Annotated in this window: 14 protein-coding genes; 8 read left to right on the top strand and 6 right to left on the bottom strand. The window is 66.4% G+C overall.

The genetic code is table 11. The features are described 5' to 3' along the window. Positions 1–131: 131 nt before the first annotated feature. The 3 genes from C167_RS0120475 to C167_RS0120485 form a co-directional block, all read right to left on the bottom strand. Positions 132–944 (bottom strand): SPOR domain-containing protein, encoded by an 813-nt coding sequence (locus C167_RS0120475; protein ID WP_017520171.1) that lies wholly within the window; start codon positions 942–944, stop codon positions 132–134. Between the two features lie 6 nt (positions 945–950). After that, complete coding sequence (argS, locus tag C167_RS0120480; RefSeq protein ID WP_017520172.1) at positions 951–2,714, bottom strand: arginine--tRNA ligase; 1,764 nt, start codon at positions 2,712–2,714, stop codon at positions 951–953. A 186-nt stretch (positions 2,715–2,900) separates the two neighbouring features. Beyond that, positions 2,901–5,162, bottom strand: coding sequence for a primosomal protein N' (locus tag C167_RS0120485; RefSeq protein WP_085988856.1), 2,262 nt, complete (start codon positions 5,160–5,162; stop codon positions 2,901–2,903). A 174-nt stretch (positions 5,163–5,336) separates the two neighbouring features. Between C167_RS0120485 and rpmE the strand changes: the two genes are divergently transcribed. The 6 genes from rpmE (at position 5,337) to C167_RS0120515 (ending at position 10,951) form a co-directional block, all read left to right on the top strand. Next, the gene (gene rpmE, locus C167_RS0120490; RefSeq protein WP_017520174.1) at positions 5,337–5,552 is read left to right on the top strand and encodes a 50S ribosomal protein L31; all 216 of its coding nucleotides are present in this window, start codon (positions 5,337–5,339) and stop codon (positions 5,550–5,552) included. 76 nt (positions 5,553–5,628) lie between these two features. Continuing rightward, positions 5,629–6,381 carry a thermonuclease family protein gene (locus tag C167_RS0120495; RefSeq protein WP_017520175.1) on the top strand — a complete coding sequence of 251 codons (753 nt, stop codon included), beginning with the start codon at positions 5,629–5,631 and terminating at the stop codon, positions 6,379–6,381. 2 nt (positions 6,382–6,383) lie between these two features. Next, positions 6,384–7,829 carry a M48 family metalloprotease gene (locus tag C167_RS0120500; protein WP_026079171.1) on the top strand — a complete coding sequence of 482 codons (1,446 nt, stop codon included), beginning with the start codon at positions 6,384–6,386 and terminating at the stop codon, positions 7,827–7,829. A 103-nt stretch (positions 7,830–7,932) separates the two neighbouring features. Then, positions 7,933–9,201 carry a malic enzyme-like NAD(P)-binding protein gene (locus C167_RS0120505; RefSeq protein WP_017520177.1) on the top strand — a complete coding sequence of 423 codons (1,269 nt, stop codon included), beginning with the start codon at positions 7,933–7,935 and terminating at the stop codon, positions 9,199–9,201. 255 nt (positions 9,202–9,456) lie between these two features. Continuing rightward, positions 9,457–10,155 carry a phosphatase PAP2 family protein gene (locus tag C167_RS0120510; RefSeq protein WP_017520178.1) on the top strand — a complete coding sequence of 233 codons (699 nt, stop codon included), beginning with the start codon at positions 9,457–9,459 and terminating at the stop codon, positions 10,153–10,155. A gap of 61 nt (positions 10,156–10,216) precedes the next feature. Next, on the top strand, positions 10,217–10,951 hold the full coding sequence (locus C167_RS0120515; RefSeq protein ID WP_017520179.1) for a substrate-binding periplasmic protein: 735 nt from the start codon (positions 10,217–10,219) through the stop codon (positions 10,949–10,951). Positions 10,952–11,056: 105 nt separating this feature from the next. Here C167_RS0120515 and yccS read toward each other — a convergent pair whose 3' ends face one another. Both yccS and dbpA read right to left on the bottom strand, forming a co-directional pair. Beyond that, complete coding sequence (yccS, locus tag C167_RS0120520) at positions 11,057–13,252, bottom strand: YccS family putative transporter (protein ID WP_017520180.1); 2,196 nt, start codon at positions 13,250–13,252, stop codon at positions 11,057–11,059. Positions 13,253–13,449: 197 nt separating this feature from the next. Beyond that, on the bottom strand, positions 13,450–14,826 hold the full coding sequence (gene dbpA, locus C167_RS0120525) for an ATP-dependent RNA helicase DbpA (RefSeq protein ID WP_017520181.1): 1,377 nt from the start codon (positions 14,824–14,826) through the stop codon (positions 13,450–13,452). Between the two features lie 322 nt (positions 14,827–15,148). On the opposite strand from dbpA, the gene C167_RS0120530 reads away from it, so the two are divergent. Both C167_RS0120530 and C167_RS0120535 read left to right on the top strand, forming a co-directional pair. Then, the gene (locus C167_RS0120530) at positions 15,149–15,358 is read left to right on the top strand and encodes a cold-shock protein (RefSeq protein WP_017520182.1); all 210 of its coding nucleotides are present in this window, start codon (positions 15,149–15,151) and stop codon (positions 15,356–15,358) included. Between the two features lie 94 nt (positions 15,359–15,452). Next, complete coding sequence (locus C167_RS0120535) at positions 15,453–15,965, top strand: ATP-dependent zinc protease (protein ID WP_017520183.1); 513 nt, start codon at positions 15,453–15,455, stop codon at positions 15,963–15,965. On the opposite strand, the gene mdtD is transcribed toward C167_RS0120535, so the two are convergent. Beyond that, entirely contained in the window at positions 15,966–17,402 is a 1,437-nt protein-coding gene (gene mdtD / locus C167_RS0120540) for a multidrug transporter subunit MdtD (protein WP_017520184.1), read from the bottom strand. Positions 17,403–17,461: the final 59 nt, after the last annotated feature.

Here is a 17,461-nt window from a genome sequence, read left to right on the forward strand (position 1 = left end):
CACTAGCGGGGCGATGTGCCCGAATGCAGAGTCAGATGGGGACTCGGTCGGCGGGGTTCAAGTCCTGCGCCGGACGAGTAGCGCGCATTTCGCGCGCCGCCCGTCGGCGCAAGCCTTGGAGTGACCGGGGTTCAGCGGGTCTGGCGCTGCTGTAACAGCAGGTTGCTGAAACCGTTGCCGGCCAGTTGTTTCTGCGCGGCGGAGGCCTTGGCGCGGTCGCCGTAGGGGCCGACCATCACGCGGTACCAGGTTTCGTCACGCACGGTGCCGGATTCCACGCGGGCGTTCTGGCCCATCATGATGATCTGCGCGCGCAGGTGGTCGGCGTCGGTCTGCTTGCGGAACGAGCCGGCCTGCAGGTAGTACTGGGTCGCAGCCACGGCGGGGGGCGGTGTTGGCTTGGCTGGCGCGGTGTCGCTGGCCGGAGCCTGCGGCAGCGCCTGCTTCTGCGCGCCGGCGACCTGGGTCGCAGGCGGTGTGGCGGGTGTCGCCGGTTTGACCACCGCGGGCGGCGGCGGATTCTGCCCGCTCAGCGCCGCCAGGGCGCGCTGGGTGTCGATCTTCTCGGCTTCTTCCTTGGTCGCGACCACGGTCGCCGGCTGCTGCGGCTTGGTTGGCGGCGGCACGGCTTCCGGCGGCACGGCGACTTCCGAGCCGGGCAGCAGGGTGTAGAAGTCGTACTTGGGCTTCACCCCGGTGGGGGTGGCCGGTTGTTGCGGCTGCACGGTGCCGGACGGCTTGTTGGAGCCGACCACGGTCCTGGGCGCCTCCGGCTTCTCGCGTTTGACGTCGTTGCGACCCGGCTCCAGCTTCATCAGGAACATGATGAAGCCGCCGATGGCCAGGCCGGCGACCAGCCAGACCCAGCCGGGGACCGAACTCTTCTTGGCCGGGGCCTGGTAGCGGCTGGCGCCGCGCTTGGGAGCGGGTTTCTTCTTCGCCATGGGTGCTTACATGCGCTCCAGGGTTTCCAGGCCCAGCAGCTCCAGGCCCTGCTTGAGGGTGCGGCCGGTCAGCGCGGCGAGGCGCAGGCGGCTTTCCTGTTGCGCCGGGTCTTCGGCGGTGAGGATCGGGCAGTGCTCGTAGAAGCTGGAGAACAGGCCGGCCAGCTCGTACAGGTAGGCGCAGAGGATGTGCGGGACACCCTTCACCGCGACGTTGTTGAGCACATCGGCGAACTGCGCCAGCTGCGCGGCCAGGGCAATTTCCTGGGGCTGCTGCAGGACGATCTTGCCGCCCACCTCGTCGTAACCCTTGCCCAGCTTGCGGAATACGCCGGCCACACGGGTGTAGGCATAGAGCAGGTAGGGGGCGGTGTTGCCCTCGAAGCTCAGCATCAGCTCGAAGTTGAAGCTGTAGTCACTGGTACGGTGCTTGGACAGGTCGGCGTACTTCACCGAGTCGATGCCCACCACGTGGCCGATGCGGCGCAGTTCTTCCTCGTCGAAGGGCGTTTCGCCTTTCTCGATGCGCTTCTCGTTGAGGCCTTTGACCAGGGTGTAGGCGCGCTCCTCGGCTTCGATCAGCAGGTCGATCAGCTTCACAGTGCCGCCGTCGCGGGTCTTGAACGGCTTGCCGTCGGCGCCGTTCATGGTGCCGAAGCCCATGTGCTCCAGGTCCATGCTGGCCGGGACGAAACCGGCGCGGCGGGCCACTTCGAACACCTGCTGGAAGTGCAGGGCCTGGCGCTGGTCGACGAAGTACAGCACGCGGTCGGCGTGCAGCACCTTGTGGCGGTAGCGCATGGCGGCGAGGTCGGTGGTGGCGTAGAGGTAGCCGCCGCCGGCCTTCTGCACGATGACCGGCAGCGGTTCGCCCTCGGCGTTCTTGAATTCGTCGAGGAACACGCACAGGGCGCCGTCGCTCTCGACCAGCAGGCCCTTGGCGGTGAGGTCGGCCACCACCTGTGCGAGGTCGTCGTTGTAGGCGCTCTCGCCCTTCACGTCGGCCATGGTCAGCTTCACGCCCAGCAGGTCGTAGACCTTCTGGCAGTGCGACAGGGAGATGTCGTTGAAGCGGGTCCACAGGGCGATGCACTTGGGATCGTTGGCCTGCAGCTTGACCACCAGCTCGCGGGCGCGGTCGGCGAACTCGGGGGATTCGTCGAAGCGCTTCTTGGCGGCGCGGTAGAAGACTTCCAGGTCGTGCAGCTCGGCCTGGGCGTCCACCGGTTGTTCTTCCAGGTAGGCCAGCAGCATGCCGAACTGGGTGCCCCAGTCGCCCACGTGATTCTGGCGAATCACCGTGTCGCCGAGGAATTCCAGCACGCGGCTGACGCCGTCGCCGATGATGGTCGAGCGCAGGTGGCCGACGTGCATCTCTTTCGCCAGGTTCGGCGACGACAGGTCCACCACCACGCGCTGCGCGGGGCCGGCCTTGCGCACGCCGATGTGGCTGTCGGCCAGGGCCTTGTCGAGGCTGGCGGCGAGCCAGGCCTGGTCCTGGAAGAAGTTCAGGAAGCCAGGACCGGCGATCTCGACCTTGGCCACTTCCGGGCTCTGCGGCAGCGCCGCGACCAGATGGGTCGCCAGGTCGCGCGGCTTCATCCCGGCCGGCTTGGCCAGCATCATGGCGATGTTGCTGGCGAAATCACCGTGGGTTCGGTCCTTGGTGTTCTCCACCTGGATGTCGGGCGTCAGGCCGGCCGGCAGGGTGCCGTCTTCGGTGAGGCGGACAAGGGCTTGCTGGATCAGGTGGCGAATCGTGTCTTTCATGGTTTTCTCCGTGCTCGCGTGCATCCGGCGCGCGCGACCGGTTATCGGGCTCAGAACCGCGCATTATCCGTGGCCGGGCATGGCTTGCCAACCGCGGAGCGCTCCAAGTTCAGTCTCGCCGCTGTGCCATCCGTCGCGGCTGATGGAAGTCAATGTAGGACGGTTCCGTCGCCGCAGCGGGATTTGTCAGAACAGATCGATGGGGTCGACGTCCAGCGACCAACGCACCTGGCGTCCGCTGGGCATGCCTTCGAGGGTCTGCAGCCAGGGTGTCAGCAGGCGGTGCAAGGGGGCGCGGGCGGCACTCATCAATAGCAGCTGCGCGCGGTAGCGGCCGGCGCGGCGTTCCATGGGAGCCGGTACCGGGCCGAGGAGTTCCACGTCGTGGCCGAGCGTGGCTTGCAAGCGCTCGGCCTCGGCGCAGGCTTCGTCGAGGAAACCTTCGGCCTGCCCCGGCTTGTGCGCTTCGGCACGCAGCAGGGCGAGGTGCGAGAAGGGCGGCAGGCCGGCGGAGCGGCGCTCGGTGAGGGCCTGGTCGGCGAAGGCGAAGTAGCCTTGTTCGGTGAGTTGTACCAGCAGCGGGTGGTCGGCCAGGTGGGTCTGGATCAACACGCGGCCCGGCTCTTCGGCGCGTCCGGCGCGGCCGGCGACCTGGACGATCTGCTGGGCCATGCGCTCGCTGGCGCGGAAGTCGGCGGAGAACAGCCCGCCGTCGGCATCGAGAATGGCCACCAGTGTGACGCGCGGGAAGTGATGCCCCTTGGCGAGCATCTGGGTGCCCACCAGGATGCACGGCTCGCCTTTATTGATGGTGGCGAACAGGTCACGCATGGCGTGCTTGCGCGAGGTGCTGTCGCGGTCGATGCGCAGCACCGGGTAATCCGGGAAGAGGATGCGCAGGCGCTCCTCGGCGCGCTCGGTGCCGGCGCCCACCGGGCGCAGGTCCACCGTGCCGCATTTCGGGCAGTTGCGCGGTGGCCGCTCGCGGTGGTCGCAGTGGTGGCAGCGCAGCTCGCCGCTGCCCTGGTGCACCGTCATCCGCGCGTCGCAGCGCGGGCACTGGCTGATCCAGCCGCAGTCGTGGCACAGCAGGGTCGGCGCGAATCCGCGGCGGTTCAGGTAGACCAGCACCTGCTGGCCGGCGGCCAGGGTTTCCTTGATCGAGCGCTGCAGCGGCATCGAGATACCCGAATCCAGCGGCAGGCTCTTCACGTCCAGGCGGTGGAACGTCGGCTGGTGCGCGCCGCCAGCGCGCTGGGTGAGGCGCAGCAGGCCATAGCGGCCGTTCTGGGCGTTGTGCAGGCTTTCCAGCGCGGGGGTGGCCGATCCCAGCAGGATCGGCACGTTTTCCAGGCGCGCGCGCACCATGGCCAGGTCGCGGGCGTGGTAGCGCAGGCCTTCCTGCTGTTTATAGGAAGCATCGTGCTCCTCGTCGATGATGATCAGCCCCGGGTTCTTCAGCGGGGTGAACAGCGCCGAGCGGGTGCCGATGACGATGTCCGCCTCGCCATCGCGGGCGGCCAGCCAGGCGTCGAGGCGCTCGCGGTCGGTCAGCGCGGAGTGCAGCAGGGCGATACGTGCGTTGAAACGGCGCTCGAAGCGGGAAAGGGTTTGCGGGCCCAGGTTGATCTCGGGGATCAGCACCAGCGCCTGCTTGCCGGCTTCCAGGGTCTCGCGGATCAGTTGCAGGTAGACCTCGGTCTTGCCGCTGCCGGTGACGCCCGCCAGGAGGAAGCCGTGGAAACTGCCAAAGCCGGCGCGCACGGCCTCGAAGGCGGCCCGTTGCTCGGCGTTGAGCGGCAGTTCCGCCTGAGCCAGCCACGGGCCCTGGTGCGGCGACACACGGTGTTCGCGCACCTCCAGGGTGACCAGTCCCTTTTCCTGCAGCAGGTCGAGGCTGTCCTTGTTGATCTGCAACTGGCTCAGCAGGTCGTGGGCGACCCCGTGCGGGTGCTGCTTGAGTATCCTCAGCGTCTCGCGCTGGCGCGGCGCGCGGGCCAGGCGCGGGTCTTCCTCGCGGGCGCCGGGTTCGGCGTGCCAGAAACGCTGCTGGCGCGCCTCGGCCGGGTCGCCCTGGCGCAGCAGGTTGGGCAGCGCCCAGGAAAAGGTGTCGCCCAGGCTGTGCTGGTAGTACTGCGCCGTCCAGCGGCACAGCTCCAGCAGGTGCGCCGGCATCGGCGGTTCGCGGTCGAGCACGGCCAGCGCCGGGCGCAGCTTGTCCGCCGGCACGTCGGAAGTCTCCACCTTGTCCACCAGCACGCCGACCATCTCGCGGCGGCCGAACGGCACGCGCAGGCGTACGCCTGGCTGCAGGCGTGCCACGTCGACCCCGCGGGGAGGCAGGTAATCGAACAGACGGCGCAGCGGCGAGGGCAGGGCGAGACGCAGGATGGCAGGTGACGGCACGCGACGGATTCCGGGGCGGCGAGGAGCGTCGGATGGTAGCATGGGCGACGCGACGGTCGGTCATGCCCGATCTTGCGTTGAAAGCGATCTCTGATATGATCCACGCCCTTAATTTCGTGCGGTGCCCGGTAAAAGATCCCGCCCGCGGTCCTTGATGGCCGTGGCTCGGCTTCTGCCAGAGACTGGGTGGCGGCACACCACCGAGAGGAAAAGAGCATGAAACCGGAAATCCATCCCGCGTACGAAGAAATCGAAGCCACCTGCAGCTGCGGCAACGTGATCAAGACCCGTTCGACCCTGTGCAAGGCTATCCACCTGGACGTCTGCTCCGAATGCCACCCGTTCTACACCGGCAAGCAGAAAGTCCTGGACACCGGCGGCCGTATCGATCGCTTCAACCAGCGCTTCGCCATGTTCGGCGGCAAGAAGTAAGATCGATTTCCGGGAAAGGCCGACGATGGTTTTTCACGGTAATTCGAAAAAGGCGTCCCTTGTGGGCGCCTTTTTTATGGCCGTCCTTTTTTCCCTGGAGGCCAGCGCGGCTGCCTGTCCGAAACCTCCGTCGCCCGAAACGGTGCGCGTGGCTCGGGTGGTGGACGGCGACACGCTCAAGCTGGCCGATGGCCGCAGCGTCCGCCTGATCGGCGTCAACGCCCCGGAGCTGGCCCATCACGGCCGTTCCGAAGAAGCCTTCGCGGTGGCCGCCCAGCGTCGCCTGCAGGAACTGGTGGCAGCCAATGACGGCGAGGTCGGCCTGGTCGCCGGCCAGCAGGGCAAGGACAAGTACGGGCGTACCCTGGCCCATGCCTATGACGCCCAGGGCAACAACCTCGAATCCCGCCTGCTCGCCGAAGGCCTGGGCTACCTTGTAGCTATCGCACCGAATACCGACCTCACCGCCTGCCAGCAGGCCGCCGAGCGGCAAGCGCGCAGCGCCGGGCTCGGTTTGTGGAAGCGCTCGCCGGTACAGACGGCAGAACAGCTTCACGAAAGCGGATTCGCAGTGGTTCGCGGGCGCATCGAGCAGGTACAGCGCAATCGCGGCGGCCTGTGGATCGATCTCGACGGCCCGCTGGTGCTGCGGATCGAGGCGAAACTCGTGAAGCGCTTCGACGATGCAACCCTGCGCGATCTCAAGGGTCGACAGGTGGAGGCGCGCGGCTGGGTCATCGACCGCGCCGAGCGTGGTGGCGTGAAACCCGGACAGGCGCGCTGGATGCTGCCTGTGACCGATCCGGCGATGATGGAGGTATTGCCATGAGCATGCGCTCGTTCGGAATCCTGGCCCTGCTGGCGCTGCTGAGCGTCCTCGGCGGCTGCGCCACCAACCCGGCCACCGGCAAGTCCGACTTCGTGATGATGAGCGAGCAGAGCGAGCTGGAAATGGGGCAGAAGTACAGCCAGCAGATCGCCCAGCAGTATCCGCGCTACGAAGACGGCAAGCTGCAGGCCTATGTGCAGCAGGTCGGCGAGCGCGTCGCCCGCGCCAGCGACCGGCCCAACCTGCAATATCACTTCACGGTCATCGACACTCCGGACATCAACGCCTTCGCCTTGCCCGGCGGCTACATCTATATCCACCGCGGGCTGATGGCCTACCTGGGCTCCGAAGCGGAGCTCGCCGCGGTGCTCGGCCACGAGGTCGGCCACGTCACCGCGCGCCACAGCGTGCGCCAGCAGAGCCAGTCCAGTGCCTGGAACATCCTCGGCCAGGCCGTTGCTATTGGCACCGGGGTGAACGCCGCCGCCGATCTCACCAACGTGCTCGGCACCGCGTTCGTGCGCGGCTACGGCCGCGACATGGAACTGGAGGCCGACGGCCTCGGCGCCAAGTACCTGGCCCGCGCCGGCTACGACCCGACCGCCATGATCCAGGTGGTGCGGGTGCTGAAGAACCAGGAAGACTTCGCCCGCGACGAGGCCGCGCGCAAGGGCCAGGCCGCTCAGCCGGTCGGCTACCACGGCCTGTTCGATACCCACCCGGACAACGACCAGCGCCTCAAGCAGGTCATCGGTCCCGCGCAGACCCTGGCCGCCAACAGTCAGCACGAGGTCGGCGCCGAGCGCTACCTCAAGGCCATCGACGGCATGCCCTTCGGCGACTCCGCCTCCAGCGGCGTGCGTCGCGGGCAGAGCTTCTACCATTCCGAACTGGACTTCACCCTGACCTACCCGTCGGGCTGGGGCATCCTCAACCAGCCGACCGCGCTGGTGGGCTTCACCGCCGACGAGCAGGCCTACATCGGCATGAAGCTGGTGCAGCGCGAAGGCCAGCTGACCCCGGCGGAATACCTGCGCAAGGGCACCGGTGGGCGGCTATCGAACGAAGAAAGCTTCCAGCAGGCCGGCCTGCAGGTGGCCACCGGTGTGGTGCCGGGGTCACCGGCGCGGCGTGTCGCGGTGGTCTACCAGAAGGACCGCGCCTACCTCTTCGTGGGTGCGGTCAAAGGCCGCGCCTCCCTGGAGAGCGTGGACGACGAATTCATGCAGGTCATCCGCAGCTTCCGACCCATGCGTGCTGACGAACAGAAATACGCACAACCGCGCCGGATCGCCGTTGTTCAGGTTCAATCCGGGCAGACTGTCGAACAGTTCGCGAAGGCCGAATCCGGTCCGGAATCTGACTCGATAAATCGTATACGTTTATTGAATGACTTGTATCCAACAGGTCAGCCAAAACCTGGCGGCTGGCTGAAAGTCGTACGCTAGAGGTCTTGACAGCAGGGGCTTGGGCTACCTTGGCAGGTGCGGGGTTTGTGCGTATGCTCGGACCCCCGTCTGTCCAACAAGCAACAAAAGCGGAAGTGCCCAAATGTCTGATCTCAAGACCGCTGCCCTCGAATATCACGCCCAACCCCGCCCCGGTAAACTGAGCGTCGAGCTGACCAAGCCGACCGCCACCGCCCGCGACCTGTCGCTGGCGTACAGCCCCGGCGTCGCCGAACCGGTACGCGAAATCGCGCGTGATCCGGAACTGGCCTTCAAGTACACCGGCAAGGGCAACCTGGTCGCGGTCATTTCCGACGGCACCGCCATCCTCGGCCTGGGCAACCTCGGCCCGCTGGCCTCCAAGCCGGTCATGGAAGGCAAGGGCGTGCTGTTCAAGCGCTTCGCCGGTGTCGATGTGTTCGACATCGAAGTCGACGCCGAAAGCCCGCAGGCCTTCATCGATACCGTCAAGCGCATCTCCATCACCTTCGGCGGCATCAACCTGGAAGACATCAAGGCACCCGAGTGCTTCGAGATCGAGCGCGCGCTGATCGAGCAGTGCGACATCCCGGTCTTCCACGATGACCAGCACGGCACCGCCATCGTGACCGCCGCCGGCATGCTCAACGCGCTGGAAATCGCCGGCAAGAAGCTGGAGACCGCGAAGATCGTCTGCCTGGGCGCCGGCGCTGCCGCCATCTCCTGCATGAAGCTGCTGGTGAGCATGGGCGCCAAGGTCGAGAACATCTACATGATCGACCGCCAGGGCGTGATTCACGCCGGCCGCAACGACCTGAACCAGTACAAGGCCGTGTTCGCCACCGAGACCGACAAGCGCACCCTGGCTGACGCCCTGGAAGGCGCCGACGTATTCGTCGGCCTGTCCGGCGCCAACCTGCTGAGCGCCGAAGACCTCAAGCGCATGGCGCCGAACCCGATCGTCTTCGCCTGCTCCAACCCGGATCCGGAAATCAAACCGGAACTGGCCCACGCCACCCGCGACGACGTGATCATGGCCACCGGCCGTTCGGACTACCCGAACCAGGTCAACAACGTGCTGGGCTTCCCCTTCATCTTCCGCGGTGCCCTGGACGTGCGCGCCACCCGCATCAACGAAGAGATGAAGATCGCCGCCGCCCTGGCCCTGCGCGACCTGGCCAAGCTGCCGGTACCCAAGGACGTGTGCGACGCCTACGGCGTCAGCGCCATCGAGTTCGGTCGCGAATACATCATTCCGAAGCCGATGGACAAGCGCCTGATCACCGTCGTTTCCGACGCCGTGGCCAAGGCCGCCATCGAGACCGGCGTGGCGACCCTGCCGTATCCGAAGCACTATCCGCTGCAGTCGGTCGAAGACGTCTTCAAGGGCTGATTCCGTCTGACCTGAAAACCCCGCCTCGGCGGGGTTTTTCTTTTTTCGATGTACGAAACGAAGAGTTACCCATTAATGACTGAAGGCACGAGCCTTCAGAGCGCACCGGACTATCCTTCCCCGCTCATGCATTGACGCGTCCGTTGCCCTGGAGCGGGCCGGGCGCATGGGGGGAACGTCATGAATCGGACTTTGCAGGTAGCCGCCACCCTGGCGGCCGGCGCCGCGCTCAGCGGTTGCGCAGGAGCACCGCAAATGAGTTGGGACCGCGTGGGGGATTCGGCGCAGCGCGCCGTCACCAGCGCCGACGTCTGGGGACCGGTGGCCGGCGCTGCGGTGATCGCGGCGGGCAACTGGGACCACAAGTGGCAGAAGTCGGCGAGCAACCATGACTGGTTCTTCGGCGGCGACGCCAACCAGGCCGCCGACCGCATGCTCAACCTCGCCACCGGCCTGAGCGTCGTCACCGCCCTGGTGGCCTCGCCCAAGGACGTGAGCAGCGAGGAGAAGTGGAGCTGGCGGGGGCGCAACCTGACGCTGCTGGCGGCGGACCGCTACGCGGTGACCGGCTTCGTCGAAGAAGCCAAGGAATGGTCCGGGCGCGAACGGCCGGACGGGATTCCCGATGACTCCTTCCCGTCCAAGCACACCGCCGTAACGGCCGTGCACACCAGCTTCACCCGCCGCAATCTGGACTACATCGACATGGACCCGACCTGGCGCTACACGGCCAAGGCCGGGCTCTATACCCTCGACGGGCTGACTGCACTGTCGCGCGTGGAAGGGGACAAGCACTACCCCACCGACGTACTGGTGGGGATGGCGGTGGGCAACTTCTTCGCCAACTTCACCTACAACCTGTTCCTCGAAGGGCCGCCGAGCCAGCGCTACAACGTCACGGTGGTGCCGGAAACCGGCGGTGGCATGAGTTTGCGCGCGGCGATGCTGTTCTGAGTTGGCGCGGCGCAGGGGGGAGCGTCTAGTCTTGAAGGCTTCTCCCTGGACGACATCGCCGATGCCGCTGCGCCTGCTGCTGATCCTCTTGTTCCTGTGCGCTGCCAGCGCGGCGCGGGCCGGGGAAGTGCTGCGCGTTGCAGCTGACCGCTGGCCGCCCTATGCGGACCGCCAGTTGCCCGGCAACGGGGTGGCAGTGCACCTGGTGCAGACAGCGCTCAAGCGCGCCGGGTATGCCAGCGAATACGTCGAAGTGCCCTGGCCTCGGGTGCTGCATGGCGTGGCAAACGGCGAATATGACCTGGTGGCGGACGCCTGGTATTCGCCGGAGCGCGAAGCCTTCGCTGAGTATTCCGAGCCCTACCTGGTCAACCGCGTGCGCCTGATCAAGCGCCAGGGCTCACCCATCACCTTCGGCAAGCTGGCCGATCTCTACCCGTACCGCATCGCCATGGTGCGCGGCTATGCCTATTCCGAGGCCTTCAACAACGACCCGAAACTGCAGCGGGTGCCGGTGTTCAGCTTCGTCAACGCGGCGCTCATGCTGCAGGCCGGCCGCGTGGACCTGACGCTGGAAGACGAGATCACCGCGCGCATGCACTTCAATGGCGATCTGGCCGAACTCAAGGGGCAACTGGAATTCCTGCCGCTGCCGCTGACCGAGAATGGCCTGCACATCCTGGTCGGCCGGCATGTGCGCAACCACGCCGAAATAGTCGCGGCGTTCAACAAGGCGATCCGCGAGATGCGCGAAGACGGCAGCTACGACGAGCTGATGCGCGAGCATGGTCTTTGACGGGGTTTGGGGCTTTATGTAGAAGCGAGCTTGCTCGCGAACTCCGTTTCACGCCAGACCATCCGGTGCAATGCGTTCGCGAGCAAGCTCGCTCCTACCCAGGCATCAGGCGGCTTCGGCCTGCTCCGCGCCGATGTCCTTCTTCAGCAGGTGCGCCGCCAGGGTGCGCAGCGGGGTGAGCTGCCGGCAAATGAGTGCCAGCTGGGTCTGCACCAGACGGTGGGCATCGTCCTGTTCCTCCGGGAGCTCTTCCAGGCGCTTGGCCAGTGCGTCCTCCTCGTCGCTGTAGATAGCCACCGGGCGTCGTTCATTGAGGCGCGTGGCGATGTCGTCGAGGCTGCTGGTCAGTCGCTCGGCAGCCTCGGCGATAAGGTCGTCGTTGACGTCCGGCGGCAGCTGGTTGCGGTGCGCGCCGAGGGCGGAAAGGTAGCTGAGCAAGGTGTGCGACAGCACCAGGAAGCGGAAGCCGATCTCGGCGTCCTTACGGAAGTGGCCGGGCTCCAGCAGCATGTTCGACAGGGTGGTCGAGAGCGTCGCATCAGCGTTGTGTGCGTTGCGCCGGGCGGTGCGGTAGGCGAGGTCGTCGCGCTTGCCGTTGGCGTACTGCTGCATGATTTCCCGCAGGTAGCGACTGTTGCACGCCAGGGTGCCGCCGACCAGGCGGTGCAGGCTGCGCCCGTGCCAGTCGGGCAGTATCAGGAACACCGCGATGCCGGCAATCAGCGCGCCGAGCAGGGTATCGAACAGCCGCGGCAGGATCAGCCCGTAGCCGTCGCCCACCTGGTTGAAGCAGAACAGCACCAGCAGGGTGATGGCCGCCGTCGCCAGGGTGTAGCGCGTGCTCCGCGTGGCGAAGAAGGCGACCCCGGCGACCACCGCCAGCAGCGACTGGATCAGCGGATTGGGGAACAGGTCGATCAGCGCCCAGCCGGCCACCAGGCCGACCAGCGTGCCGAGGATCCGCTGCACCATGCGGATGCGCGTGGCGCCGTAGTTCGGCTGGCAGACGAACACCGTGGTGAGCATGATCCAGTAGCCCTGGGTCGGGTGGATCAGGTGCAGCATGCCGTAGCCGGCGGCCAGCGCCAGCGACAGGCGCAGGGCGTGGCGGAACAGCAGCGAGGTCGGTGAGACCTGCAGGCGGATGCGCTCCAGGGCGTCCTTGAACGAGCGCGGGGAACGGTCCAGCAGGGTGCTGTCCTGCTCGTCGTCCAGTGCGTCGGGGTTGCTCGCGCCGCTGAGCTTGCGATCCAGGGTGGTGAGGTTGGCCGCCAGCGCGCCGAGTGAGCGCAGCAGACCGCGCCAGGACGGGTTGCCCTGCTGGCGCAGGTAGTCCAGCGAGGCGTTGAGGTCGGCCAGGGCCAGCTCGCTATCGTTGTAGTCGAACGAATGGCGCAGCTGGATCGCTTTTGCCAAAGCCTTGCACGCCTTGCCTTGCTGGTTCAGCAGGCGCTGGCAGCGGAACAGCACGTCGCTATGGAAGAAGGCTTCGGCCAGCTGGTTGTACGGATAGTGCGAGGAGCTGGCGCGCTCATGGACGTCCTGGGCGATGAAATAGAGCTTCAGGTAGCGGCTGATCTTCGGACTCGCCCTGCCGTGGGACAACCGCGCGAGGATGGTTTCCTTGGCCTGGTTGAGCGCCACCACGACCCGCCCGTTCTGCCGCGCCAGCGCCAGGCGCTGGGCCTCGACGTCGAGCTGGCGCAGCGGCTCCAGCAGCGTCGACTTGATCTTCAGGTACTCGCCCAGCTCGAGGAACAGCTTCGCCAGGCTCTGCTGCACCGGCTGGTTGGCGAACAGCGCGTTCCACAGTACCGAGAGCAATCCGTACCAAGCCGCGCCGGCCACCAGGAGCAGCGGTTCGCGCCAGAAGTCGGTGGGCGTGCCGCCGCGCTGGTCGACGCCGATCATGGTGTAGATCGACAGGATCAGTGTGGCCGAGGCAATCGCCGCATAGCGTTCGCCCAGGGCGCCGAGCAGGGTCATGGCGAAGGTCGAGAGCGCAAGGCCGGTGACGAAGACGAGCGGGTAGGGGAACAGCAACTCCACCGCCAGCGAGGCAATGGTGAAGCAGGCCAGGGTCACCAGCAGCGCCTGCAGGCGGCCCAGCCAATGGTCGTCGGTTTCCGCCAGGGCGCTGGCGATGACGCCGAGGAACAATGGGATCACCAGCTCCGGGCGGCCCTGCAACCAGCACGCGAGCATGACCCCGCTGAGGGCGACGAACACCCGCAGGCTGTAGGCGAACTTGTCCAGCGCCCAGAGGCGCCGCAGAGACTGGAGCAGTGGGGAGGAGAGCATGCGCGTGCGGGACTTCCGAATGTCTGCCGCTCAGACTAGCGGAACGTCTGCCGCGCTGCTATCGCGAGCGCGACACGCAGCTGTCTTGGCTGCGCAGAGGGGCTTTTCGTAGGAGCGAGCTTGCTCGCGAACCGCACGGCATCGGTATCGCCGGCAAACACCGTTCGCGAGCAAGCTCGCTCCTACAGAAGATCAGTTCAGAGGATGCGCGCCTTGAAGGAGCGGCCCTTGATCTTGCCTTCGTTGAAATGCTTCAGCGCCTGCTTGGCCACATCGCGCTCTACCGCGACGAAGGCCTGGAAGTCGAAGATGGCGATCTTGCCGACCTGCGTGCCCTTGAGACCGGCGTCGCCGGTCAGTGCGCCGAGGATGTCGCCGGGGCGCAGCTTGTCCTTGCGCCCGCCGGCAATCGCCAGGGTAGTCATGGGTGGGAGCAGCGGGGTGTCGTTGGCCTTGAGGAAATCGATGCGCTCCCAGTTCAGCGGCGCGCCCTGCAGGTCCTCGATGGCCTGGGCGCGGCTGGCCTCGGCGGGAGTCACCAGCGACAACGCCAGGCCCTTCTCGCCGGCGCGGCCGCTGCGGCCGATGCGGTGCACGTGGACCTGCGCATCGCGCGACAGCTCGACGTTGATCACCGCTTCCAACGCGGCGATATCCAGCCCGCGCGCGGCCACGTCGGTGGCCACCAGCACGCTGCAGCTGCGGTTGGCGAACATCGTCAGCACCTGGTCGCGCTCGCGCTGTTCCAGGTCTCCGTGCAGGGCCAGCGCGGAAATCTTGCGGGCGTTGAGCTGCTCCACCACTTCCATGCACTGCTGGCGGGTATGACAGAAAGCGACGCAGGATTGCGGGCGGAAATGCTGAAGCAGGCGGACGACGGCATCCAGGCGCTGCTTCGCGTCGATCTCGTAGAAGTGCTGCTCGATCTGACTGTCGTCGTGCAGCGCTTCCACTTCGATGCGCTCGGGGTTCTTCAGGAACTTCGCCGCGAGCTGGTCGATGCCATCGGGATAGGTAGCGGAGAACAGCAGAGTCTGCCGGCGCGCCGGCGCCTGGCCGATGATGTCGGCGATGCTGTCGTAGAAACCCATGTCGAGCATGCGATCGGCCTCGTCGAGCACCAGGGTGTTGAGGCCGTCGAGCTTGAGGGTGCCGCGGCGCAGGTGTTCCTGGATACGTCCCGGCGTGCCGACCACGACGTGGGCGCCATGCTCCAGCGAGCCGATCTGCGGGCCGAAGGGCGTGCCGCCGCACAGGGTCAGCACCTTGATGTTATCGGCCGCGCGGGCCAGGCGGCGGATCTCCTTGGCCACCTGGTCGGCCAGCTCGCGGGTCGGGCACAACACCAGTGCCTGGCAGCCGAAGTAGCGCGGATTCAGCGGGCTCAGCAGGCCGATGCCGAAGGCAGCGGTCTTGCCGCTGCCGGTCTTGGCCTGGGCGATCAGATCGCGGCCCTTGAGGATCGCCGGCAGGGCGGCGGCCTGGATCGGCGTCATCTCGCGATAGCCGAGAGAGTCGAGGTTGGCCAGCAGGTCGGCCGACAGCGCGAGGCTGGAAAATGCGGAGGTGGTCACGAAGGGAGCCCGGGTGAATCCATATGGCCGCGCAGTGTAGCAGGAGAGCACCCTCAGCAGGGCTGAGAAGCCGATATGGCAAGGGTTTGAGGCCACTCGTCCGAATTTGCCGAGGCCGCGATAAACGGTTTTTCCAAGAGATTCGCTTTCCGCAGATTTTTGTCGTAGAGTTTCCGGACTGTGTTTGCATGGGTCGCCGTCGATCGTGACCTGATGCGGTCGGTTATTCCACCCCGTCCTGCTCGACTCCTTGTAACTCCTTGCAACTCAGTTCCTGGCCATTCGTGGCTAATTTCAAAAAGTACGTTCCAAGGAGAACACCATGTCGAATCGTCAGAACGGCACCGTCAAGTGGTTCAACGAGACCAAAGGCTACGGCTTCATTACCCCGGAAAGCGGTCCGGACGTGTTCGTACACTTCCGCGCTATCGAAGGTAACGGCTTCAAGACCCTGGCCGAAGGCCAGAAAGTCAGCTTCGAAGTCGTGCAGGGCCAGAAAGGCATGCAGGCCGAGCGCGTACAGGTGATCTAAGATCCCCTGGCGTCAGCCAAAAGAGCCCCGGGTGGAAACATCCGGGGTTTTTTATTGCCTACAGTGCCGCCTATGACAACCGGAGCCGCCATCCATGCCATCGCCCGCCTTCCGCCTGCTGTTCGCCGGCCTGCTCGCCTCGGGCAGCGCCCTCGCCGCCGACGCGCCTGCGCCCCCCACCACCTGGGGCTGGGTGGAAACGCTCACGCTGATGCCCGAACAGGCGCCGCTCAAGGCGAAGCTGGATACCGGTGCGCAGACGTCGGTGATGGATGCGCGCAACATCGTCCGGATCAAGAAGAACGGCGAGCGCTGGGTGCAGTACGACGTGATGCTCACCGACCCGGCCACCGGCAAGGAAGAGCGCCTGCCCTTCGAGCGGCGCGTCGAGCGTGTGCTCAAGTTCAAGACTGACGGCGGCGTCGAGCGCAGCCCGGTGGTGCTGATGGACGTGTGCCTGGGCGGCAAGGTCTACCGCGAGCAGTTCACCCTGCGTGACCGCCAGACCCTGGACTACCCGGTACTGCTGGGGCGTCGCACCCTGGAACACCTGGGCGCGGTGGACGCGTCGAAGACCCAGACCGTCGCGCCCACCTGCAAGCCCTGATCAGTGCTCCTCCACACCATGCTCCGGATCGACCCGTCGTGGCGTGGTGCGGCCATCGTCGGAGTTGAGCTGGAAGAAGATCGCCGCCGCCAGCATGGAGAGGATGCCGACACTGAAGTAGGTCGCGTGGAAGGCCGACAGCACGTCGCCCTGGGCGCTTTCCTGATCGCCGTTGAAACCGCCCAGCAGCGCCGCTGCGCAGGCGATACCCATGCCGATGGACAACTGCATGACCACCGAGAGCAGGCTGTTGCCGGCGCTGGCGTTGTCATCACGCAGGTCGATCAGGGAAAGGGTGTTCATCGCGGTGAACTGCAGCGAGTTGATCCCGCCCAGTATCGCCAGTTGAACCAGCAGCAGCGCGTAGGGGGTGTCCTGGTCCACCAGGCCGAGGCTGGCGATCAACGCCCCCAGCAATAGCGTGTTGCCGACCAGCAGCCTGCGGTAACCGAACAGGTCCAGCAGCGGGCGCGCCAGTGACTTGATCCCCATGGCCGCCAGCGCCATGGGGATCATGGTCATGCCCGCCCGCGAAGGCGAGAAGCCCAGGCCGACCTGCAGCAGCAGCGGCGTGAGGAAGGGCAGGGAGCCGCTGCCCAGGCGCGCGAACAGGTTGCCAAGCACGCCCACGGCGAAGGTGCGCGTAGTGAACAGCGATGGCGGGAACAATGGCGACTCGATGCGCAGGGCGCGCAGCCAATAGGCCGCCAGCAGCACCAGCCCGCCCACCAGCAGCAGGACCACGCGCACGTGGGGCATGTGCAACTCGCCCAGGCCTTCCAGGGCGATGGTGATCAGCACCATGGCGCCGCCGAACAGCAGGAAACCGATCGAGTCGAAGCGGGTTGCGCGCACTCCACGCAGGTCCGGCATCAGCCTCAGGGCGACGATGAAGCCGAGCAGGCCCACCGGCAGGTTGATCAGGAAGATCCAGTGCCAACTGGCGTATTCCACCAGCCAGCCCCCCAGGGTCGGGCCGGCCAGCGGGCCGAGCAGGCCGGGGATGGTGACGAAGCTGAGGATGCGCACCAGCTCCGTGCGCGGGTACACGCGCAGGATCACCAGCCGCCCCACCGGCATCATCAGCGCACCGCCGATGCCCTGCACCACGCGGGCGCCGATCAGGGTGCCAAGACTCGGCGAGAGGGCGCAGAGCAGCGAACCGAGGCTGAACAGGAAGATCGCGAAGAGGAACACCCGGCGCGTGCCGAAGCGGTCGGATATCCAGCCGGAGGAGGGAATCAGCAGCGCCACGGTGAGCAGGTAGGCGATCACCACGCCCTGCATGCGCAGCGGGTCCTCTGCCAGCGAGCGAGCCATGCTCGGCAGCGCGGTGTTGAGAATGGTGCCGTCCAGGGCCTGCATGAAGAAGGCGATGGCCACCAGCCAGGGCAGGAGGCGGGCCACGCGGGGCGTGAGGATGAAGGGTTCGCTCATGGTCGGTCCATTGGACGTGAATGCGTCTAGCTTAGGGAATCTTTGCCAATCGCGGGAGA

This window comes from Pseudomonas nitroreducens TX1 (genome assembly GCF_000313755.1).
Lineage (GTDB): Bacteria > Pseudomonadota > Gammaproteobacteria > Pseudomonadales > Pseudomonadaceae > Pseudomonas > Pseudomonas nitroreducens_A.

Excerpts from the sequence above, each read along its gene's own strand:
- C167_RS0120475 (WP_017520171.1), bottom strand. The coding sequence starts at position 944 with ATGGCGAAGAAGAAACCCGCTCCCAAGCGCGGCGCCAGCCGCTACCAG.
- argS (WP_017520172.1), bottom strand. The coding sequence starts at position 2,714 with ATGAAAGACACGATTCGCCACCTGATCCAGCAAGCCCTTGTCCGCCTC.
- C167_RS0120485 (WP_085988856.1), bottom strand. The coding sequence starts at position 5,162 with ATGCTACCATCCGACGCTCCTCGCCGCCCCGGAATCCGTCGCGTGCCG.
- rpmE (WP_017520174.1), top strand. The coding sequence starts at position 5,337 with ATGAAACCGGAAATCCATCCCGCGTACGAAGAAATCGAAGCCACCTGC.
- C167_RS0120495 (WP_017520175.1), top strand. The coding sequence starts at position 5,629 with ATGGCCGTCCTTTTTTCCCTGGAGGCCAGCGCGGCTGCCTGTCCGAAA.
- C167_RS0120500 (WP_026079171.1), top strand. The coding sequence starts at position 6,384 with ATGCGCTCGTTCGGAATCCTGGCCCTGCTGGCGCTGCTGAGCGTCCTC.
- C167_RS0120505 (WP_017520177.1), top strand. The coding sequence starts at position 7,933 with ATGTCTGATCTCAAGACCGCTGCCCTCGAATATCACGCCCAACCCCGC.
- C167_RS0120510 (WP_017520178.1), top strand. The coding sequence starts at position 9,457 with ATGAGTTGGGACCGCGTGGGGGATTCGGCGCAGCGCGCCGTCACCAGC.
- C167_RS0120515 (WP_017520179.1), top strand. The coding sequence starts at position 10,217 with ATGCCGCTGCGCCTGCTGCTGATCCTCTTGTTCCTGTGCGCTGCCAGC.
- yccS (WP_017520180.1), bottom strand. The coding sequence starts at position 13,252 with ATGCTCTCCTCCCCACTGCTCCAGTCTCTGCGGCGCCTCTGGGCGCTG.
- C167_RS0120530 (WP_017520182.1), top strand. The coding sequence starts at position 15,149 with ATGTCGAATCGTCAGAACGGCACCGTCAAGTGGTTCAACGAGACCAAA.
- C167_RS0120535 (WP_017520183.1), top strand. The coding sequence starts at position 15,453 with ATGCCATCGCCCGCCTTCCGCCTGCTGTTCGCCGGCCTGCTCGCCTCG.
- mdtD (WP_017520184.1), bottom strand. The coding sequence starts at position 17,402 with ATGAGCGAACCCTTCATCCTCACGCCCCGCGTGGCCCGCCTCCTGCCC.